Genomic DNA, 20,719 nt, shown 5'->3' with positions numbered 1-20,719 from the left:
TCGAACGTGCGTGAATCACCTCATCTGAACAGTGTGGCTTCCGTCGCGGCAGCGGGATCGCATCTGTCGCTCGCGGTGCCGAAGCAGCGCGCCGCCGTGTCGTCCGCTGGGTCCGCGGCGGCGCCGGGCGTTCTCCCACCGGCAAGCAACGAAGCCGGCGGCCCGGCGAGCGCCGCGGTGCGCGGCGTCGAGCGACAGTTGCTGTACGTCGCGCGCACGCCCGACGAAACGCTGATCGCGCATCTGCAAAGCCGCGGCTGGCAGGTCGCGGCGGCGCGCTCGGCGCACGAACTCGGGCGGCTCGTGAAACCTGACATCGCATGCGCGGGGATCGTCGATCTGGCGAGCTTCGCGCCGCGCGACATCGGCGGGCTCGAGGCGAGCCTGCGTCAGCAGCAGATCGGCTGGATCGCGCTGGCGACCAACGAGCGGCTCGACGATCCGCTCGTGCGACGCCTCGTGCGCCACTACTGCTTCGACTTCGTGAAGCTGCCCGTCGCGCACGCCACGATCGACTATCTGGCCGGCCACGCGTTCGGCATGGTCGCGCTGTGCGACCCGGAACTTCCGCCGCCCGTCAGCGAAGCGGGCGACGAGGAAATGGTCGGCACCTGCGAGGCGATGCAACAGCTTTTTCGCACGATCCGCAAGGTCGCGAACACCGACGCGAGCGTGTTCATCGCGGGCGAATCGGGCACTGGCAAGGAGCTGACCGCGCTCGCGATCCACGAGCGCTCGCCGCGCCGCAAGGCGCCCTTCACGCCGATCAACTGCGGCGCGATCCCGCATCATCTTCTTCAATCCGAACTGTTCGGCTACGAGCGCGGCGCCTTTACCGGCGCGAATCAGCGCAAGATCGGCCGCGTCGAGGCGGCAGACGGCGGCACGCTGTTTCTCGACGAGATCGGCGATCTGCCGCTCGAAAGCCAGGCGAGCCTGCTGCGCTTTCTGCAGGAAGGCAAGATCGAGCGGCTCGGCGGACGCGAATCGATTCCGGTCGACGTGCGCATCATCTCGGCGACCCACGTCGATCTCGACGGCGCGATGCGCGAGGGCCAGTTCCGTGCGGATCTGTTTCATCGCCTGTGCGTGCTGCGCGTCGATGAGCCGCCGCTGCGCGCGCGGGGGCGGGACATCGAGATTCTCGCGTACCACATGCTGCACAAGTTCAAGACCGACAACGCGCGCAAGATTCGCGGCTTCACGCCGTCGGCGATCGAGGCGCTCTACAACTACAACTGGCCCGGCAACGTGCGCGAGCTGATCAACCGCGTGCGCCGCGCGATCGTGATGGCCGAGAACAAGCTGATCTCGGCCGACGACCTCGACCTCGCGGGCTACACCGGGCAGGAAAGCATGACGCTCACGCAGGCGCGCGAGGCTGCCGAGAAGCGCGCGATCGAGGCCGCGCTGCTGCGCCATCGGCACCGGTTGAACGAGGCGGCGGTGGATCTGAACATTTCCCGCGTGACGCTGTATCGGCTGATGGGCGTGCACGGCTTGCGCGAACCGGGCAGCGCCGACGACAAGGGAGCGCTCCCCGCGGAGGGGCCGGCGCGGGCGTGAGCGGCGGGTACGCGTCGGTGTGGATCGACGGCTCGGGTAGAATCGCCCGGTTACCCTCCTCTTTCCATTCGATGACGACGCTCACCCTGATCGTCGCTCGCGCCAGCAACGGCGTGATCGGCCGAGACAACCAGTTACCCTGGCGACTGCCCGAAGACCTCAAATTCTTCAAGCGCACGACGATGGGCGCGCCCATCATCATGGGCCGCAAAACGCATGAATCGATCGGCCGGCCACTGCCGGGACGCCGCAACATCGTCGTCACGCGCGATGCCTCGCGGCGCTTTCAGGGCTGCGACACCGCGACCAATCTCGACGAAGCGCTCGCGCTCGCCGCGCAGGACCAGGCGCCGCAGGCGTTTCTGATCGGCGGCGCAGAGCTCTACGACGAAGGGCTGCGCCATGCGGACAAGCTGATCGTCACCGAAATCGCCGCCGACTTCGACGGCGACGCGACCTTCCCCGCGATCGACCCGCAGGTGTGGGAAGAAATCGCGCGCGAAGCGCATCACTCGAATGCGCCCAACGACTTCGATTACGCATTCGTCACGTATCAGCGCAAGGACGTCTGACGGCGCGCGCCGCGCAAGCGATAAAAAACGCCACGCAACGTTCAGTTGCGTGGCGTTTTCGTTTGATACCGGGCTGCGTTGGAACGAGCCGTCCGGCTTACTGCCCCGCGATCGTCATCCGCTCGATCAGCACCGAGCCGGTCTGCTTGGTGCCGCGCGTGATCGTATCCGCGCCGACCGCGACGATATGACGGAACATCTCCTGCAGCGTGCTCGCGACCGTGATTTCCTCGACCGGATACTGGATCTTGCCGTTCTCGACCCAGAAACCCGACGCGCCGCGCGAGTAGTCGCCGGTCACGTAATTGACGCCCTGCCCCATCAGTTCGGTCAGCAGCAGACCCGTGCCGAGCTTCTTCAGCATCGCCTCGAAGTCGTCCTCGGGGCGCGTGTTCGAACTGAGCAGCGACAGGTTGTGCGAGCCGCCCGCGTTGCCGGTGGTCTTCATGCCGAGCTTGCGCGCCGAGTAGGTGGACAGGAAGTAGCCCTCGACGACGCCGTCCTTCACGACCGGGCGCTGGCGCGTGCGCACGCCTTCCTCGTCGAACGGCGCGCTGCCCATCGCGCGCGCGACGTGCGGGTCTTCGACCACCTGCACGTGCGGCGCGAACACCGGCTTGCCGAGGCTGTCGACCAGAAACGAAGTCTTGCGATACAGCGCGCCGCCGCTCGTCGCCTGCACGAATGCGCCGAGCAGGCCCGCCGCGAGCGGCGCCTCGAACAGCACCGGCACCTTGCGCGTGTCGAGGCCGCGCGCGCCGATGCGCGCGAGCGCGCGCTGCGCCGCGTAACGACCGACCGCTTCGGGATCGGCGAGTTCGTCGGCGCTGCGCGTCGACGTGTACCAGTCGTCGCGCTGCATGTTGCGACCGCTGCCGGCGATCGGCGCGCACGCGACGTAGTGGCGCGAATACGGATAGCCGGCGAGGAAGCCGCGCGAGGTCGCCAGCACGAACTGCGAGTGCTGTGCCGACACGCTCGCGCCTTCCGAGTTCTTGATCTGCGGATCGGTCGCGAACGCGGCGTCTTCGGCGCGGCGCGCGATTTCGACCGCTTCGTCGGCGGACAGATTCCACGGGTGGTACAGATCGAGGTCGCGCGGCGCGGTTTCGAGCAGCTCCGCTTCGGCGAGGCCCGCGCAATTGTCTTCGGCGGTGAAGCGCGCGATGTTGTAGGCGGCCGCGACCGTGTCCTTCAATGCCTGCGGCGAGAAGTCCGAGGTGCTCGCGTTACCGCGTTTGTTGCCGATGAACACCGTCACACCGACCATCTTGTCGCGGTTGTGCTCGATCGTCTCGACTTCGCCGCGCCGTACCGAGACGGACAGGCCGTCGCCTTCGGAGATTTCGGTCGCGGCGTCGGTGCCGCCGAGCGCCTTCGCGTGACGAAGGATGTCCGAGGCGATTTCCTTCAGCTCATCCTGGGTATGCGGAAAAAAGCGCTGCTTGACGTCCATGTCTGCTGCCATTGTGGTTGCCGTCCTGTTGGGGCCGCGCGGCCCGGATATGCGCACCGTATTCGGCGCGGGCGCGCGGGTGCGCGGGTGCGGGATAAATGCATCCCGCGATCATAGCAAGGTACGCGCCGCCGCGGGTCGGGCCGGCGCGGCAAGTTACAATACCGGCATGACACGCAAAACCCGCATTCAACCGATCGAATCCGTCGTCACGGAAGTCGACGAAAACGGCTACGATCGTCCGAGCAAGTCCCAGGTCAAACGCGAAATGCAGGCGTTGCAGGATCTTGGCTTGGAACTCGTCGCGCTGCCGAAAGACGCGCTCAAGCGCATGCCGATGCCCGAAAAGCTCGACGAAGCCGTGCGCGAAGCGCGCCGCATCACCGACCACGAAGGCAAGCGCCGCCAGATCCAGTACGTCGGCCGCGTGATGCGCTCGCTGCTCGACACCGAAACCGCCGCGCTGCGCACCGCGCTCGACACCTACAAGGGCATCAACAAGTCGGAGACGGCGAAGCTCCATTGGATCGAGCGCACCCGCGAAAAGCTGCTGGCCGACGACGCCGCGCTGACCGAGTTCATCCGCCAGCACCCGAGCGCCGACCCGCAGCAGGGCCGCACGCTGATCCGCAACGCGCGCAAGGAAGCGGAGCAGAGCAAGCCGCCGCGCTACTTCCGCGAGTTGTTCCAGTGGATCAAGAGCGCGGCCGGCACCGACGACGAAGCGCAAGACGCGCACGACCCCAACCTCGCCGCGGAAGACGACGATGACGACCGCGACGCCTGATCAACGTAAGCAACGTCAGCACCCCGACGAAATCGTGATCGGCCTCGTGTCGATCAGCGACCGCGCGTCGACGGGCGTATACGAGGACAAGGGCATTCCGGGGCTGCAGGAGTGGCTCGGCGCGGCCTTGAGCTCGCCATGGCAGGTGGTCACGCGGCTGATCGCCGACGACGCGCCGACCATCTCGGCGACGCTGATCGAGCTGGTCGACGAAGTGGGCTGCGATCTGGTGCTGACGACCGGGGGCACCGGACCGTCGCGCCGCGACGTGACGCCCGAGGCGACGCTCGCTGTCGCGACCAGGGAGATGCCCGGCTTCGGCGAGCAGATGCGGCAGATCAGCCTGAATTTCGTGCCGACCGCGATCCTGTCGCGCCAGGTCGCGGTGATCCGCGAAACCGAACGACACGCCGCGCTGATCATCAACCTGCCCGGCCAGCCGAAATCGATCAGGGAAACGCTGGAAGGCCTGCGCGATGACGGCATGGTCAAGGTGCCAGGGATTTTCGCGGCGGTGCCGTACTGCATCGACCTGATCGGCGGCCCTTACGTAGAAACGAACGTCGACGTGGTCAAGGCGTTCCGGCCGAAAAGCGCGCAACGCGCGCCGCGGCAAGACTGAGGTTCGAGGTTCGGGGCCGGCCCGTGCAGGCCCGCGCTTTACTGAGCGCTCGCGGCGGCGTCCGGCGCCGACGGCACGAGGAAATGCTCGCGGTAGTACTTCAGCTCGTCGATCGACTCGTGGATATCGGCCAGCGCCGTATGCATCGCGCGCTTCTGGAAGCCCTTGTAGATGACCGGCTGCCAGCGCCGGCACAGCTCCTTCAGCGTGCTTACGTCGAGGTTGCGGTAGTGGAAGAAGCTCTCCAGATCCGGCATCCAGCGCGCCATGAAGCGGCGGTCCTGGCAGATCGAGTTGCCGCACATCGGCGACTTGCCCGGCGGCACGTACTGGCCGAGGAACTCGCGGATCTGCGCGGTCGCGTCGGCCTCGCTGACAGTCGACGCCTTCACGCGATCGATCAGCCCCGAGCGGCCATGCGTGTTCTGGTTCCACTCGTCCATCTTCGCGAGCGATTCATCGCTCTGATGAATCGCGAGCACCGGACCTTCGACCATCCTGTCGAGCGTCGAATTCGTCACCACCACCGCGATCTCGATGATGCGGTCGGTGTCGGGCTCGAGCCCGGTCATTTCCATGTCCAGCCAGACGAGATTCATGTCGCTGCGCACGAGCGGCGGCTGTTCGGTGGATGCGAGGATGTCAGTCATGAAGGCAACCCTGAGGGCCGCGCGGCGGGCTTAGCTGGAAACCCGCGCGGCGCGGCATGTGTTCGTTTGAAATCGATTCGCGCGGTTCGAGCCGGGCCGGCCGCGCCAAAGCGCCGCCCTGAACTGCTACCCGGAGCTCTTGCGTTGAACCGTCGCGTTAAACCGTATCTCCGCCGCGAGGCGGGAAGAAACATATAATTCTCGCATAGATACCACGGAATCCCCGGATGCCTACCCTGTACTTCACCGCCCTGTTCGTCGTCGCCGTCGTCGCGATGGTCGGCACCAAACTCTGGCTCGCGTCGCGGCAGATCCGCTTCGTCGTCGCGCATCGCGAACAGGTGCCGAGCCAGTTCGCGAACACCGTCGCGCTCACCGCGCATCAGCGCGCGGCCGACTACACGGTCGAGCGCACGCGGCTCGCGATGGTCGAGATCGTCGTCGGCGCGGCCGTGCTGATCTGGCTCACGCTGCTCGGCGGCGTGCAGATGCTCGATCTCGCGATCTCCGACTGGCTCGGCCGCGGCTACGTCGGTCAGATCGCGCTGGTTGCCGCTGTGATCGCGATCACGAGCGCGATCGACCTGCCGTTCGATTACTACCGGCAGTTCGTCGTCGAGCAACGCTTCGGCTTCAATCGCATGAGCAAAAGCCTGTTCTTTTTCGACCGTGTGAAGGGCGCGCTGCTCGGCATCGCGTTCGGCCTGCCGTTGTTGTTCGTCGTGCTGTGGCTGATGAACCGCGCGGGCAACCTGTGGTGGCTGTGGGCATGGGTCGTGTGGGTCGCGTTCCAGATGTTCGGCCTGCTGATTTTCCCGACCTTCATCGCGCCGCTCTTCAACAAGTTCGAGCCGCTGAAGGATGAAGCGCTCGTGACCCGCATCGAGGCGCTGATGAAGCGCTGCGGCTTTGCCGCGAAGGGCCTGTTCGTGATGGACGGCAGCCGCCGTTCGGCGCACGGCAACGCGTACTTCACCGGCTTCGGCGCGAGCAAGCGCATCGTGTTTTTCGACACGCTGCTCGCGCGCCTGTCGGGCCGCGAGATCGAAGCGGTGCTCGCGCACGAGCTCGGCCACTTCAAGCGTCGTCACGTGATGAAGCGCATGCTGGTCACGTTCGCGATCAGCCTCGCGATGCTCGCGCTGCTCGGCTGGCTGACGCAATGCGTGTGGTTCTACGAAGGGCTCGGCGTGCGGCCGTCGCTCGTCGGCGGCAATAGCGGACTCGCGCTCGTGCTGTTCTTCCTCGCGCTGCCCGTGTTCATGTTCTTCGTCACGCCGCTTGGCAGTCTCAGCTCGCGCAAGCACGAGTTCGAAGCCGACGCGTTCGCGGCGACGCAAACCGACGCGCACGATCTCGTCAACGCGCTCGTCAAGCTGTACGAGGACAACGCGTCGACGCTGACGCCCGATCCGATCTACACCGCGTTCTACTATTCGCATCCGCCGGCCTCGCAGCGGATCGACCGACTGCTGCAGCACGCATGAGCGGCCGCGCTCCGAAGAAGGCGGCGCGCGGCGCGTCGGCCACCGCATCCGGCATGCACGGCACGCGCACGGGCGGCCTCGTGGTGGCCGCGCACGGCCGCCACTATCTGGTCGCTCCTGAAGACGGCGGCGCGTTGCTGCAATGTTTCCCACGCGGCAAGCGCAGCGAGGTCGCGGTCGGCGATCGCGTGATCTATGAGCCGACCTCGGCGGATCAAGGCGTGATCGTCGAGATCGGCGAGCGGCGCAATCTGCTGTATCGCTCGGATCAGTACAAGTCGAAGCTGTTCGCCGCGAACCTCGACCAGTTGCTGATCGTGCTCGCCACCGAGCCGCATTTCAGCGAGGATCTGCTCGGCCGCGCGCTCGTCGCCGCCGAGGCGAACGAATTGAAGCCGCTGATCGTGCTGAACAAGATCGACGTCACCGATGCTCTGGACGGCGCGCGCAAGCGGCTCGAGCCGTATCGCGCGCTCGGCTATCCGGTGCTCGAAGCGTCGATCCGGATGCAGCCCGAGGCGGCACGCGCCACGCTGACCGAACATCTGCATGGTCACGCGACGTTGCTGCTCGGCCAGTCCGGCATGGGCAAATCGACACTCGTGAACCTGCTGATTCCCGATGCCGAAGTCGCGACGCGCGAGATCTCGACCGCGCTGAACAGCGGGCGCCATACCACGACGTTCACGCGTCTTTATCCGCTGCCGCGGTCGGAGGGCACGACCGGCGTGAATGGCGTCAATGGCGCGGCCGGCGCGCTGATCGACTCGCCGGGCTTTCAGGAATTCGGCCTGCATCACCTGAGCGAAGGCCGGCTCGAACGCGCGTTCCCCGAGTTCCGGCCGCTACTGCCAAACTGCCGTTTCTATAACTGCCATCATTTGCACGAGCCTGGCTGCGCGATCCTCGAAGCGGTCGCCGACGGGCGCATCCGCCGCGAACGGCATGCGCTTTATGCGCAGCTCGTGCACGAGGCGAGCCAGATTGTCCGCTGACATGAAACTGATGCGCGCGCCGAACCTGATCATCGGACAGCATTGGGTCAACGTGCTGGAGAGCGCGGGCATCGCTTGCGAGCTGCACAACCGCTATCTGAACGGGGCGCTCGGCGAGATTCCGGCCGACCAGTGCGCGCCGGAGTTGTGGCTCGTCGATGAACGCGATGAGGCGATCGCGCGGCGGCTGATCGAAGCGGCCTCGCGAGGACCGGCGCCGGGCGCGCCTCCATGGCATTGTCAGCAGTGCGGCGAGGTGCTCGAGGCGCAGTTCACCGTGTGCTGGCAATGCGGGACTGTGCGCGATCCGTTGAAGGGGTGAAGCGGAGTCGGGAATTGAAGAAGCCGGGCATTGCCCGGCTTCTTCTTGTGCTGCGCGCGTGGCCTGGCCGCTTCAGGCGAGCCACACCGCGATGGTCAGCATCAACAGCAGGATCATCCACAGTACGACTGCACGCCACACCAGCCCCACTGCCGATTGCAGCGTGCGCGGCGTGCAGTCGTCGCCGACCTGCATCGGACCGCCGTCGCCCGTGGCGAGCGCGTCGAGGCTCGACGGCTCCGCGAGTGGCCCGGCCAGACGCGCGCCGAGCGCCCCGCTGCCCGCGGCGAGCAACACGCCGTCGTTCGTATCGGGCCACTGCCGCGCATGATTGCGCCACGCGTAAATCGCATCCTCGAAATTGCCGACGATCGCAAAGCCCAGCGACGTCAGCCGCGCCGGCACCCAGTCGATCACGAAGAACGCGCGCTGCGCGAAGCTCGAAAACGCGACGGTGCGGTCGTCGGCCGGCCGCGCCCATGCGCGCGCGAGATATTCCGCGCAACGGTACAGCACCGCGCCAGCGGGACCGACCGGAATCAGAAACCAGAAGAACACGCCGAACACATGGCGATGCGACGCGACCACCGCGTGGATCAGCGTGTGACGCACGATCTCGCTGACCGGCATGTCGACGGTATCGAGCCCCGTCCATTCGTTGAGAATTTCGCGCGCGCGTGGCACGTCGTCGTTGTTCAACGCGAGATGGATGTCGGTGAAGTAATGGCTGAACTGCCGGAAGCCTAGCGTGAAGTACAGCACCACGACGTTCCACAGGAACGCGAGCATGAAGTGAATGTGATACAGCACGTAGTAGACGAGCGCGACCGCGAGCGTCCAGGGCACCACCACGACGAGCCACGCGAGCAGACCGTGACGTTGCTTGCCAGCATCGAATCCTTGCGCCGCCGACTCCGCATGGTATTGAAGCAACGCGGACAACGGATTGTTCGGCGACAGCGCGCGTACCTGTTCAATGATCAGAGCCAGCAATACGGAGAAAAAAGTCATGCGATGCGCCGTGCTTTTTAAGTTTTTACGATTGTTTTATAACGATAGCACAGGGTCGGATGAGTCTGAACGCGGATGCTGACAAAGCGCCGACAAGTGCGTCGTTCGCGCAACTGTGCATCGTCGACGCGGCGATGCGAGTCACGTAATTTATGCGGCGAGGAACCGATACAGGTTGCGCAGCATCGCCGCCGTCGCGCCCCAGATGAAATGATGGCCGCCTTGCACGGCTGCTGGCGTGACCGTCTGCGCGTGGTGCGCGCCGCGCTGCTCGGCGGCCTCCGGAGCCGCCGTCAATTCGCCGCGCGGATACGGCATCGCGAAGAAGCGGCGCTCTCCGCCCTCGTAGCGGAACAGGCGCTCTTCGTGGTTGGACGGGTCCATCAGGAACGCGAGCGGCACTTCGAAGACCTCGGCCACTTCGAGCGTATCGATCTCCAGCGCGAACGGCGGGTGCACAAGAGCGATGACCGGCGACACGCGAAAGCCGGTGCCAGTGAGATAGTCGGGCAACGCGCCGAGAACTTCGACGCGCGACGCGTCGAGGCCCACCTCTTCGCGCGCTTCGCGCAGAGCCGTAGCAGTCGCATCAGCGTCGAACGGTTCCTGGCGGCCGCCGGGAAAACTCACCTGACCGGCGTGATCGTTCAGATGGTCCGCGCGCTGCGTGAGCAACACGGTAAGACCACGCGCGCGCACGACGAGCGGCACCAGCACCGCGGCCACGCGCGGATCGAGATCGGTATTGCGCCACGGCGCATCGGCAATTTTCTCGGGTGTCCAGGCAAGCTGCCGATCAAAGCGCGCCCGCAGTGCATCGGGCGTCAGACGCTCGCGCGCGACCGGTGGCAGATCGGCGCCTGTCGCGATGACAGGCAGAGTTTCGGGCTCAAAGACGGGGCGGATCAACGGGTCTCTCTGATGAGCGTGGACATGCCGCTATTTTGACCTGGCCAACAAAAAAGCACCCGCGAGGGGTGCTTTTTCTTACAGCATTTACGCTTGGGAAGCAGCGCGGTCTTTCGAGACCAGCTTTTCCTTGATTCGAGCCGACTTGCCCGAACGCTCGCGCAGATAGTACAGCTTCGCACGACGCACATCGCCGCGACGCTTGACGACGATGCTAGCCAGCAGCGGCGAATACGTCTGGAACGTACGCTCGACGCCTTCGCCCGACGAAATCTTACGCACGATGAACGACGAATTCAGACCACGGTTACGCTTGGCGATCACGACGCCTTCGTAAGCCTGCACACGCTTACGCGTGCCTTCAACCACGTTCACGCTGACGATGACCGTATCGCCCGGACCAAAATCCGGAATGGTTTTTTCGCCGAGAACGCGCGCGATTTCTTCCTGCTCGAGTTTTGCAATCAGATTCATCACTGACTCCTAGATCCATCTTGTCGGCGTTCGTACCTGCCTCACGCGCTTACTGCGTTGGGCTACGGCCCCGATAGAGGATGGGTTCACATCTGGCACCGCACACGCATGCACGGCACCACCTTGTGTCCGCTTGAAAGACCGGGCCTCAGGCCTTCGGCTCTTCCTTCGCGAGACTCGCGAGCCACGCCTCGTCGGCACGGCTCAGCATTCTGTTCTTTCTGGCCTTCAGGATCAGATCGGGCCGCTTGTTCAACGTGTTGCGCAATGCTTCGCGCCGCCGCCACGCTTCGATTTCCGCATGATGGCCGCCGAGCAGCACATCAGGCACCCGCACGCCCTCGTATTCCTCGGGACGCGTGTAGTGCGGACAATCGAGCAGCACATCGACGAAGCTATCCTGCACCGCCGACTGTGAGTCGTTCAGCACGCCAGGCAACTGACGCACGACCGCATCCATCAACGCCATCGCGGGCAACTCGCCGCCCGACAGCACGAAGTCGCCAAGGCTTACTTCTTCGTCGACGACACGGTCCAGCAGACGCTGGTCGATCGCTTCGTAGCGCCCGCACAACAGGATCAGACCGGGTTCGGCCGCGAACTTCATCACGCGCTCGTGATTCAGTGTGGCGCCTTGCGGCGACATCATCACGACGCGCGCCGCGCCGATGCCCTGCTCCGACTGCGCCGCTTTCGCGGCACTGATCGCGTCTTCGAGCGGCCGGGCCAGCATAACCATGCCGGGGCCGCCGCCGTATGGGCGATCGTCGATCGTGCGGTAGTTGTCGGTCGTGAAATCGCGCGGATTCCACGTACGCAACCCATAGCGCTGCTGCTTCGCGGCCCGGCTGGTGATACCCCAGTCAGTCAGCGCGCGGAACATTTCTGGAAAGAGCGTCACGACATCGAACTGCATCGCTCTCCCCGCTCAACGATAGATTTCAATAGTCAGCTTCCCAGTCGACGACGATATGCTTTGCCGCCTGGTCCACCGTTTTGACAAAGACGCCGACGAACGGGATCAAACGCTCGCCTGCGACCGGCTTGCCGTTTTTGTCGGTAGCCGGATATTCGATGCGCAGCACCGACTGCGCGCCGTTGTCGATCATGCTGGCGACTTTGCCGAGGTTGAGCCCGGCGAGATTCACCACGTCCAGGCCGATCAGATCGACCCAGTAGAATTCGTCGGCTTCGAGCGCCGGAAATTCGCTACGGCCAATGTATACGCGAGAACCGCGCAAAGCCAACGCCGTATCGCGGTCAGCGACGCCACCCAGACGGGCGACCACGCTGTCGCTATGTGTTTTGGCCTGCAAGGACGGCGCCGATTTGCGCTCCTGGCCTTTCAGCAGCCACCAGCGCTTCGCGCTCAGCAAGACGTCGCCGCCTTGCCCGGCATCCGCATGCGCGGCTACCTTGACCCAGCCTTTGAGACCATAGGCGTCGACGATTGCGCCGACTTCGACCGCATCGGCCGGCCAGCTTGCGGCCGTTTCGATGCGCATTTCTGCAGCTTCGAAATCGGCGTTCGCGGCACTGGCTTGCGCCTCTTTCGCCTTGCCGTCGGTTCGTTCGACCGGCTTGCGGACGAATGCACCGAACGACGCCTGACCAGACGCCTTTGCGCGCGAAGCTGCCTTGACGCTACCAGAACTGCCGGAATCACGCACAGACATCGAATAACCTCGACAACAACTTCGCAGCCTGCTTTGGCGTCTGCTTCAGTAAAACAAATTGCGCATCGGACTGCTCACGCGAGTTGCGCGAGCCGCCGGCCGAACCGACGACGATACGCCTGCGGGCCGCCATATCAAGCAGCCGGCTGCGCCTTTTGCGCTTCCTTCACGAGACGTTCGACGGTCGGCGACAGTTGCGCGCCAACACCTTGCCAGTACGTCAGGCGATCCTGAGCGATACGCAGGGACTCGCCCTTCGTAGCGACCGGGTTGTAGAAACCGACGCGCTCGATGAAGCGGCCGTCACGACGGCTGCGCGAGTCGGTGGCGACGATGTTGTAGAACGGGCGCTTCTTGGAGCCGCCACGAGCCAAGCGGATGATGACCATACTAGAATCCTTGAAAACCGGGGTTCGGAACGACTGAAACACGCGATTATAGCGGGAAACCAACGCCATAACAAACACTTACCGGGATAAACTGCGGAACCGGGCTGCACCCACCTTCTACAAGAGGTGCGAGAACCGGTTCAAACGCCCGAATTACCTGAAGGAGCGCCTGTGCAACGCCAGCCGAAACTCCCGTTTCCGTTCGCCTTTTGTGCCTTTTTCGTACGCTTTGCTGGACTTTCGCGCACCTCGTGCAGCCGGATTCTACGTGCGGTAGCGGCCGCGGTTATCGCCGCGCAGGCGTTGACGGCAATCGCCGCGCTGCCCATCGAGAAAATCAAGCTGCCGCCGGGCTTTCACATCGAAGTGTTGTCGGACGAGGTGCCGAGCGCGCGCGCGATGACGTTGTCGCCCAAGGGCATTCTCTACGTGGGCAGCGACGATGGCCATGTGTATGCGCTCGAGCTGCGGAACGGCCGCGTGACGGGTCACCACGTGATCGCGTCCGGGCTGCAGATGCCCGCCGGCGTCGCGTGGCGCGACGGCGCGCTGTATGTGTCGGCCGTGTCGAAAATCGTGCGCTTCGATGCGATCGACTCGCACCTGAACGATCCGCCGAAACCCGTCGTTGTCACCGACAAGCTGCCGACGGACACGCATCACGGCTGGAAATTCATCGCGTTCGGCCCGGATGGCAAGCTGTACGTGCCGCAAGGCGCGCCGTGCAATATTTGCCAGAGAGATCCGGACCGCTTTGCGATGATTGGCCGCATGAACCCGGACGGCAGCCACTACGAGGTCGTCGCGCGCGGCATCCGCAATTCGGTCGGCTTCGCGTGGCATCCGGTCACCCACGAACTTTGGTTCACCGACAACGGTCGCGACCTGCTCGGCGACGATATTCCGAGCGACAAGCTCAACCGCGCGCCGCTAGTCGGCATGAACTTCGGCTTTCCGTACTGTCACGGCGGCGACACGCCCGACCCCGAGTTCGGCAAGGATCATCCGTGCAGCGAATTCACGCCGCCAGTGGTCAAGCTTGGCGCGCACGTGGCGGCGCTTGGCATGCGCTTCTACGACGGCCCGATGTTTCCAGCCGACTACCGCAACAATATCTTCATCGCCGAGCACGGCTCGTGGAACCGCAGCAAGAAGGTCGGCTACCGCGTCGTGCGCGTGATCACCGACCCTGACGGCAGCCACGCACGCCAGCAGGTCTTTGCCGAAGGCTGGCTGCAACCCGGCGAATCGGTCTGGGGCCGCCCCGCCGACGTGTTGCCGCTGCCAGACGGTTCGCTACTGATCAGCGACGATACCGCCGGCGCGATCTATCGCGTCACGTATTCAGCGCCGTAATACGCGGATGCACGCATGTCCGGCTGAACGGCTGCACTCACCTTGAGCCAGGTCCGGCGCATCTCGCCACCCCGCTTTCAGCCTGGGCGATCGTCCTCCACGTGACCACCCGCGCGCCGCAGGCGTAGAATGCGCGTCGGCCCGCGCCCCCGCGGCGCGCCGCTCCTTTCGACCGCCCGTCACTCTGCCCACGCGTTCATGCCCACCGCTGCCTCGACTTCCCCGCGCTTCAGATCCAAGACGCTCACCGCCGCGTTGGCGTTCCTGTTCGGCAGCCTCGGCGCCCACCGCTTCTATCTGTACGGCACCCGAGACATCTACGGCTGGGCGCATCTACTCGGCACGCTGGTCGGCATTCCCGGCGTGATGCTGCTGGTCGCGACCGAGCGCGCGTCGATCCTGGGCTGGGCGCTCGCGCCGATCGGCGCGGTTTCGCTGTTTGCCGCGTTTCTGGCGGCGCTCGTCTACGGGCTGCGTCCTGATCAGAAATGGGATGCGCAATTCAACACCCACACGCAACGCAAAAGCCGCTCCGGCTGGACGGTCATTTTCGTCGTGATCTTTTCGCTGCTGATCGGTGCGTTTCTGCTGATGACCGGTCTCGCGCTCGCGTTCCAGACCTACTTCGAAAGTCAGGTTGAAGCGGCCAAAGCGATTTCGCAGTAATGCCCCCCGTCGCGGGACCCGCAGACGTTCCTGCGCGCTAGAAAAGCCTCAGTTGCGGATTGTCGCGCGCCGGTGCGCTCACCTGCTCGGCGCGCGGCGGCTCGATCCGGCGGAAATGCGACATGTCGAGAATGCCGCGGTCGCGCCCGTTCAACCCTAACCGGCGCACGGCCTTGTGAAAGCGCTGCCTGAGCAGATCCGCCCATAAGCCCTCTCCCTTCATGCGGGTCGAGAACGAAGAATCGTAATCCTTGCCGCCTCGCATGTCGCGCACACGGCTCATCACGCGCTCGGCCCGATCCGGGAAATGTGCGCCCAGCCAATCCTTGAACAGCGGCGCGACCTCCCACGGCAGCCGCAGCACGATATAGCTCGCATTGCTGGCGCCCGCTTCGGCGCATGCTTCGAGCACGCGCTCCATATCCGGTTCGGTGACGAACGGGATCACCGGCGCGATGCTGACGCCGACCGGAATGCCCGCCTCGCTGAGCGTACGGATCGTGCGCAGCCGGCGCGACGGCGTGGCCGCGCGCGGTTCGAGCGTGCGCGCGATGTCGGCGTCCAGCGTCGTGATGGTGATCGCCGCCATGAATTGCCCGCGCCCGGCCATCGGCGCAAGCAGGTCGATGTCGCGCTCGATCAGCGATGATTTGGTGATCGCCGCGAACGGGTGGTTGCGCTCGCTGAGCACCTCGATCACACGACGCGTAAGACGCAAGTCACGTTCGGCCGGCTGCCATGCATCGGTGACGACGCCGAGCGCGATCGGCTCGGGTACATAGGATTTCTTCGACAGTTCCCGCTCGAGCAGTTCGGGCGCGTTGATCTTCGCGTAGATGCGGCTTTCGAAATCGAGCCCGGGCGACAAGCCCAGGTAGCTGTGCGTGGGCCGCGCGAAGCAATAGATGCAGCCGTGTTCGCAGCCCCGGTAAGGATTCAGCGACACATTGAACGGAATGTCCGGCGACGCATTGCGTGTGAGGATGGTTTTTGCGCGCTCCTCGAACACCTGCGTGCGCAGGACCTTCGGCTCCCCGTCTTCGTCGGCCGTCTGCCAGCCGTCGTGGACGGCTTCGCGCTGGTCGACTTCGTAGCGGCCTTGCAGGTTCGTGACCGCGCCGCGCCCCTTGCGAGGCGCCGGCGGCGCGATCGGAAATTCGGGAATGTCAGGGGTGTCGGGGTCATCCACGGCGGGCCACGCAAAGCAAACGCAAACGCAAACAGGAAGCGCCAAAGGAAAGCGGCGCAACACACCTGTATAAATATACAGTGTTTACGCCGTTTGTCGAGCACTTCGTTGGTCGCTTGATGCGCGTCCAACCCCTCAGTGAACCGGCAACCTACTCGCCCACCGCGATCGTCAGCGTCTCCTTGATTTCCTCCATCACCACATAGCTCTTCGACTGCACCGCGCCCGGCAGCTGCAGCAGGATGTCGCCGAGCAACTTGCGGTAATCGGCCATTTCGCCGATGCGCGCCTTGATCAGATAGTCGAAATCGCCCGACACGAGGTGGCACTCGAGCACCTCGGGGATCTTCTGCACCTCGCGCCGGAACAGATCGAACATGTTGCCACTCTTGTGATCGAGCGTGATCTCGACGAACACGAGCAGCGCCGCGCCCAGCTCGGCCGGGTTCACGCGGGCGTAGTAGCCGGTGATCACGCCGTCGCGCTCCATCCGCTTGACGCGCTCGATGCACGGCGTCACCGACAGACCGACCTGCTCCGCCAGGTCCTTCATCGCCATACGGCCGTCCTGCTGCAGGAGCCGCAGGATCTTGTGATCGAGCTTGTCGAGAGCCCGCACGGGCTGGCGCTGGGTACGCATGGTGTTTTTTCTAAAAATGATGAAAATACGATAACAAAACCTGTCTCACAGTTAATAGTATAGCGGTTAACACTGGGCAAACGGCATTTCACCTCACATTGCAGCTCGCCGGATCGAATCAGATCGAACCTCCGACGAGCGCCTTGCCCTCACTCAATTTTTGGATATCTGGAGCAGCTATGCGAGTCGTCGTTTTGGGCAGTGGCGTCGTCGGCGTGACGAGTGCGTATTACCTCGCGCGCGCCGGTCACGAAGTGACCGTTATCGATCGCGAGGCCGGCCCGGCGCTCGAAACCAGTTTCGCCAACGCGGGCCAGATCTCGCCGGGCTACGCTTCGCCGTGGGCCGCCCCGGGCGTGCCGCTGAAGGCCGTCAAGTGGATGTTCCAGAAGCACGCGCCGCTAGCGATTCGCGTCGACGGCACCGCGTTCCAACTGCAATGGATGTGGCAGATGCTGCAGAACTGCACGGCGCCGCGCTATGCGGTGAACAAGGGCCGTATGGTGCGGCTGGCCGAATACAGCCGCGACTGCCTGCAGACGTTGCGCGCCGACACCGGCATCGAGTACGAAGGCCGCACCGGCGGCACGCTGCAGGTATTTCGCACGCAACAGCAGTTCGACGGCGCCGCGAAAGACATCGCCGTGCTGCAGGAAGCCAACGTGCCATACGAGCTGCTGACGGCCGACGAACTCGCCAAGGCCGAACCAGCACTCGCCGCGGTGTCGCACAAGCTCACCGGCGGCCTGCGCCTGCCCGGCGACGAAACCGGCGACTGCCAGATGTTCACGACGCGCCTCGCGGCGCTCGCCGAGGAACTGGGCGTCAAGTTCCGCTACAACACGTCGATCGACGCGCTCGCGATGGCGGGCGGCCGCATCGCCGGCGTGCAGTGCGGCAGCGAACTCGTGCGCGCGGATTCGTTCGTGGTCGCGCTCGGCTCGTATTCGACGCGCTTCCTCGATGGCATAGTGAAGATTCCGGTCTATCCGCTGAAAGGCTATTCGATCACCGCGCCGATCGTCGACGCGGCTGCGGCGCCGGTGTCTACCGTGCTCGATGAGACCTACAAGATCGCGATCACGCGCTTCGATGACCGGATTCGCGTCGGCGGGATGGCCGAGATCGTCGGCTTCGACAAATCGCTGCGCCAGGCGCGCCGCGAGACGCTCGAGCTTTCTGTGAATGACCTGTTCCCGGGCGGCGGCGACACCTCGAAGGCGACGTTCTGGAGCGGTCTGCGGCCGATGACGCCGGACGGCACGCCGATCGTCGGCCGCACGCCGGTGCCGAACCTGTTCCTGAACACCGGCCACGGCACGCTTGGCTGGACGATGTCGTGCGGCTCGGGCCAACTGCTCGCCGACTTGATATCGGGCAAGCAGCCCGCGATTCGCGCGGACGATCTGTCGGTGCATCGCTATCTCGGCGAGACCGCGGGCGAGCATCGGCCGGCGTATGCGTGAGTTTGAGTGCGTGCGCTGACGCGGCCCGGGCCGCGGCGCAGGCCGCAACAAACAGCAGCCGGACAAACAAACGGCGCCTCGCGGGGCGCCGTTTGCATTTCAATGTGCTGCCGCGATCGCGGCCGGCATCGAGGCATGCTCAGAACTGGTCTTCCGACAAAGCCAGCACGCCCTCGCCCCCCTTCGCGCTGACGATCGCCACTTCGAGCGCCGCCGCCTGCGGCAGCACGTGCTCGGCGTAGAACCGCGCGGTCGCGATCTTCGCGTCATGAAACGCTGGGTCCTCGTCGCGCTTCGCCGCCGCGGCAAGCTGCGCACGCGCCATCTGCCAGCCGCCCAGCACGATGCCCGCGAGCTTCAGATAGGGCACGCTGCCCGCGAACACCGCATTCGGATCGCCCTTCGCATTGGTGACGACGAAATCGACGACCGCGCCAAGCGCGCGCTGGCCCTGCGCGAGCTGTGTGCGCATCGACACGAACGCCGCGCCCTGCTGCGCGCCAAGCGCTTCAACCGTTTCGGCGACGCCAGCGAGCAGTTCCTTCGCGACCTTGCCGCCGTCGCGCAGCGTCTTGCGACCGATCAGGTCGTTGGCCTGGATCGCGGTCGTGCCTTCGTAAATCGGTAGAATGCGCGCGTCGCGGTAGTACTGGGCAGCGCCGGTTTCCTCGATGAAGCCCATGCCGCCATGCACCTGCACGCCGAGGCTCGTCACGTCGATCGACAGCTCCGTGCTCCAGCCCTTCACGATCGGCACGAGGTATTCGTAGATCGCCTGATGCTTCGCGCGCGTCGCATCGTCCGGATGACGATGCGCGATATCGCAGTGCGAGGCCGCGAGGTAGGCGAGCGCGCGCGACGCCTCGGTGAGGCTGCGCATCGTCGACAGCATGCGGCGCACGTCCGGGTGCTGGATGATCGCGACCGACTGCTTCGCGGAGCCGTCCACGGGACGGCTCTGCACGCGCTCTTTCGCATACGCGACCGCTTTCTGATATGCGCGATCCGAGATCGCGACACCTTGCATGCCGACCGCGAAACGGGCGGCGTTCATCATGATGAACATGTATTCGAGGCCACGATTCTCTTCGCCGATCAGCTGACCGAGCGCGCCGCCGTGATCGCCGAACTGCAGCACCGCGGTCGGGCTCGCCTTGATGCCGAGCTTGTGCTCGATCGACACGCAATGCACGTCGTTGCGCTCACCGAGCGAACCGTCTTCGTCGACGAGAAACTTCGGCACAAGGAACAGCGAAATGCCTTTCACGCCATCGGGCGCGTTCGGCGTGCGTGCGAGCACCAGATGCACGATGTTCTTCGCCATGTCGTGCTCGCCCCACGTGATGAAAATCTTCGTGCCGAACAGCTTGAACGAACCGTCGGCCTGCGGCTCGGCGCGCGTGCGTACGAGCGCGAGATCGGAGCCGGCCTGCGGTTCGGTCAGGTTCATCGTACCGGTCCATTCGCCGGAAATCAGCTTGGGCACATAGGTCTGTTTTTGCGCTTCGCTGCCAGCGGTTAGCAGCGCTTCGATGGCGCCGTCGGTCAGCAACGGACACAGCGCAAAAGAGAGGTTCGACGCGTTGAGCATTTCGATGCAAGGCGTCGCGATCAGCTTCGGCAGGCCCTGGCCTTCGTAGTCGAGCGGATGTTGCACGCCCTGCCAACCGCCTTCGGCAAACTGGCGGAAGGCTTCCCTGAAACCCGGCGTCGCAGTGACCACGCCATCCTTCCAGCTGCTCGGATTGCGATCGCCGTCGACGTTCAGCGGCGCGAGCACTTCGCCGCATAGTTTCGCCGACTCGTCGAGCACGGCCTGCGCGGTGTCGAGGTTCGCGTCCTCGAAGCCGGGCAGCTTCGCGATGTCTTCGAGTCCGGCCAGTTCTTTCATCACAAACAGCATGTCCTTGATGGGCGCCGTATAGCTCATTTCGGTTCTCCTCCCTTGATATGAAAAAAGGGCGCGGGACTTGGTCGGTCCTGCGCCCTTCGCTTGCTTTCGGCGGCCTCTTTCAGGCGCCGCGGCGCTTAGCCGAGTTCGCTCACGAGTTCCGGCACGAGGGTAAACAGATCGCCAACCAAGCCGTAATCGGCCACGCTGAAAATCGGCGCTTCTTCGTCCTTGTTGATCGCGACGATGACTTTCGAGTCCTTCATGCCGGCGAGGTGCTGGATCGCACCCGAGATGCCGACCGCGACGTACAGTTGCGGCGCGACGATCTTGCCCGTCTGGCCGACCTGATAGTCGTTCGGCACGAACCCCGCGTCGACGGCCGCACGCGATGCGCCCAGTGCCGCGCCGAGTTTGTCGGCCAGCGGCTCGAGCACCTTCATGTAGTTCTCGCCATTGCCGAGACCACGGCCACCCGACACGATGATCTTCGCGCTCGTCAGTTCCGGACGATCGAGCTTCGTCACTTCGCGGCTCACGAACTGCGAGAGGCCTGCGTCGGCTGCCGCTTCGATCTTCTCGACCGCTGCGCTGC

At 64.7% G+C, this 20,719-nt stretch carries 22 protein-coding genes; 10 read left to right on the top strand and 12 right to left on the bottom strand.

From position 1 onward, the window contains the following. The first annotated feature begins 6 nt into the window (after positions 1–6). Together F6X40_RS11495 and F6X40_RS11490 are read left to right on the top strand one after the other, a co-directional pair. Positions 7–1,566 (top strand): sigma-54 dependent transcriptional regulator, encoded by a 1,560-nt coding sequence (locus F6X40_RS11495; RefSeq protein WP_187627947.1) that lies wholly within the window; start codon positions 7–9, stop codon positions 1,564–1,566. 71 nt (positions 1,567–1,637) lie between these two features. Next, positions 1,638–2,138, top strand: coding sequence for a dihydrofolate reductase (locus F6X40_RS11490; RefSeq protein ID WP_018421333.1), 501 nt, complete (start codon positions 1,638–1,640; stop codon positions 2,136–2,138). Between the two features lie 97 nt (positions 2,139–2,235). On the opposite strand, the gene pmbA is transcribed toward F6X40_RS11490, so the two are convergent. Beyond that, a complete protein-coding gene (gene pmbA / locus F6X40_RS11485; RefSeq protein WP_187627946.1) occupies positions 2,236–3,606 on the bottom strand; it encodes a metalloprotease PmbA in 1,371 nt (456 codons plus the stop codon). A 157-nt stretch (positions 3,607–3,763) separates the two neighbouring features. Here pmbA and yjgA point away from each other — a divergent pair, with 157 nt between their 5' ends. Then, positions 3,764–4,381 (top strand): ribosome biogenesis factor YjgA, encoded by a 618-nt coding sequence (yjgA, locus tag F6X40_RS11480; protein WP_184073814.1) that lies wholly within the window; start codon positions 3,764–3,766, stop codon positions 4,379–4,381. Beyond that, the gene (mog, locus tag F6X40_RS11475) at positions 4,362–5,003 is read left to right on the top strand and encodes a molybdopterin adenylyltransferase (protein ID WP_187627945.1); all 642 of its coding nucleotides are present in this window, start codon (positions 4,362–4,364) and stop codon (positions 5,001–5,003) included. The genes yjgA and mog overlap by 20 nt, the downstream gene beginning before the upstream one ends. 38 nt (positions 5,004–5,041) lie before the next feature. Here mog and orn read toward each other — a convergent pair whose 3' ends face one another. Further along, complete coding sequence (gene orn, locus F6X40_RS11470) at positions 5,042–5,653, bottom strand: oligoribonuclease (RefSeq protein WP_184073818.1); 612 nt, start codon at positions 5,651–5,653, stop codon at positions 5,042–5,044. A gap of 227 nt (positions 5,654–5,880) precedes the next feature. Here orn and F6X40_RS11465 point away from each other — a divergent pair, with 227 nt between their 5' ends. From F6X40_RS11465 to F6X40_RS11455, 3 genes are read left to right on the top strand one after another with little or no spacing between them, the layout of a single operon-like run. Continuing rightward, positions 5,881–7,140 carry a M48 family metallopeptidase gene (locus F6X40_RS11465; RefSeq protein WP_187627944.1) on the top strand — a complete coding sequence of 420 codons (1,260 nt, stop codon included), beginning with the start codon at positions 5,881–5,883 and terminating at the stop codon, positions 7,138–7,140. Next, positions 7,137–8,135 carry a ribosome small subunit-dependent GTPase A gene (rsgA, locus tag F6X40_RS11460; RefSeq protein WP_187627943.1) on the top strand — a complete coding sequence of 333 codons (999 nt, stop codon included), beginning with the start codon at positions 7,137–7,139 and terminating at the stop codon, positions 8,133–8,135. The genes F6X40_RS11465 and rsgA overlap by 4 nt, the downstream gene beginning before the upstream one ends. Position 8,136: 1 nt before the next feature. Further along, positions 8,137–8,457 carry a DUF2007 domain-containing protein gene (locus F6X40_RS11455; RefSeq protein ID WP_187627942.1) on the top strand — a complete coding sequence of 107 codons (321 nt, stop codon included), beginning with the start codon at positions 8,137–8,139 and terminating at the stop codon, positions 8,455–8,457. Between the two features lie 72 nt (positions 8,458–8,529). On the opposite strand, the gene F6X40_RS11450 is transcribed toward F6X40_RS11455, so the two are convergent. The 6 genes from F6X40_RS11450 to rpsP all read right to left on the bottom strand — a co-directional run bounded on the left by F6X40_RS11450 (position 8,530) and on the right by rpsP (position 12,916). Then, positions 8,530–9,468: a CobD/CbiB family protein gene (locus F6X40_RS11450; protein ID WP_187627941.1), complete on the bottom strand. Its 939-nt coding sequence runs from the start codon at positions 9,466–9,468 to the stop codon at positions 8,530–8,532. 150 nt (positions 9,469–9,618) lie between these two features. Further along, positions 9,619–10,377, bottom strand: a complete 759-nt coding sequence (locus tag F6X40_RS11445; protein ID WP_187627940.1) for an NUDIX hydrolase — start codon at positions 10,375–10,377, stop codon at positions 9,619–9,621. Between the two features lie 87 nt (positions 10,378–10,464). After that, positions 10,465–10,851 carry a 50S ribosomal protein L19 gene (gene rplS, locus F6X40_RS11440; protein ID WP_013090115.1) on the bottom strand — a complete coding sequence of 129 codons (387 nt, stop codon included), beginning with the start codon at positions 10,849–10,851 and terminating at the stop codon, positions 10,465–10,467. A 148-nt stretch (positions 10,852–10,999) separates the two neighbouring features. Next, positions 11,000–11,767 carry a tRNA (guanosine(37)-N1)-methyltransferase TrmD gene (gene trmD, locus F6X40_RS11435; protein WP_187627939.1) on the bottom strand — a complete coding sequence of 256 codons (768 nt, stop codon included), beginning with the start codon at positions 11,765–11,767 and terminating at the stop codon, positions 11,000–11,002. 25 nt (positions 11,768–11,792) lie between these two features. Beyond that, positions 11,793–12,527, bottom strand: a complete 735-nt coding sequence (gene rimM, locus F6X40_RS11430) for a ribosome maturation factor RimM (protein WP_184073827.1) — start codon at positions 12,525–12,527, stop codon at positions 11,793–11,795. Between the two features lie 134 nt (positions 12,528–12,661). Further along, positions 12,662–12,916 carry a 30S ribosomal protein S16 gene (gene rpsP, locus F6X40_RS11425; protein ID WP_013090118.1) on the bottom strand — a complete coding sequence of 85 codons (255 nt, stop codon included), beginning with the start codon at positions 12,914–12,916 and terminating at the stop codon, positions 12,662–12,664. A 171-nt stretch (positions 12,917–13,087) separates the two neighbouring features. Here rpsP and F6X40_RS11420 point away from each other — a divergent pair, with 171 nt between their 5' ends. Further along, on the top strand, positions 13,088–14,272 hold the full coding sequence (locus F6X40_RS11420) for a PQQ-dependent sugar dehydrogenase (RefSeq protein WP_184073829.1): 1,185 nt from the start codon (positions 13,088–13,090) through the stop codon (positions 14,270–14,272). Positions 14,273–14,470: 198 nt separating this feature from the next. Beyond that, entirely contained in the window at positions 14,471–14,938 is a 468-nt protein-coding gene (locus tag F6X40_RS11415; RefSeq protein ID WP_184073831.1) for an NINE protein, read from the top strand. A 37-nt stretch (positions 14,939–14,975) separates the two neighbouring features. On the opposite strand, the gene F6X40_RS11410 is transcribed toward F6X40_RS11415, so the two are convergent. Together F6X40_RS11410 and F6X40_RS11405 are read right to left on the bottom strand one after the other, a co-directional pair. Beyond that, positions 14,976–16,127: a PA0069 family radical SAM protein gene (locus tag F6X40_RS11410; RefSeq protein ID WP_187627938.1), complete on the bottom strand. Its 1,152-nt coding sequence runs from the start codon at positions 16,125–16,127 to the stop codon at positions 14,976–14,978. A gap of 151 nt (positions 16,128–16,278) precedes the next feature. Next, on the bottom strand, positions 16,279–16,767 hold the full coding sequence (locus tag F6X40_RS11405; protein WP_090801287.1) for an Lrp/AsnC ligand binding domain-containing protein: 489 nt from the start codon (positions 16,765–16,767) through the stop codon (positions 16,279–16,281). A gap of 179 nt (positions 16,768–16,946) precedes the next feature. Here F6X40_RS11405 and F6X40_RS11400 point away from each other — a divergent pair, with 179 nt between their 5' ends. Continuing rightward, positions 16,947–18,233, top strand: a complete 1,287-nt coding sequence (locus tag F6X40_RS11400; protein ID WP_187627937.1) for a D-amino acid dehydrogenase — start codon at positions 16,947–16,949, stop codon at positions 18,231–18,233. A gap of 139 nt (positions 18,234–18,372) precedes the next feature. On the opposite strand, the gene F6X40_RS11395 is transcribed toward F6X40_RS11400, so the two are convergent. Together F6X40_RS11395 and F6X40_RS11390 are read right to left on the bottom strand one after the other, a co-directional pair. Beyond that, positions 18,373–20,163: an acyl-CoA dehydrogenase gene (locus tag F6X40_RS11395; RefSeq protein ID WP_187627936.1), complete on the bottom strand. Its 1,791-nt coding sequence runs from the start codon at positions 20,161–20,163 to the stop codon at positions 18,373–18,375. Positions 20,164–20,261: 98 nt separating this feature from the next. Further along, a partial coding sequence (locus F6X40_RS11390) for an electron transfer flavoprotein subunit alpha/FixB family protein (RefSeq protein ID WP_222946046.1) occupies positions 20,262–20,719 on the bottom strand: 458 nt, incomplete at its 5' end.

The organism is Paraburkholderia sp. UCT31, from assembly GCF_014397655.1.
GTDB classification, from domain to species: Bacteria; Pseudomonadota; Gammaproteobacteria; order Burkholderiales; family Burkholderiaceae; genus Paraburkholderia; species Paraburkholderia tuberum.
This window is presented reverse-complemented; position numbering and strand designations above follow the sequence as displayed.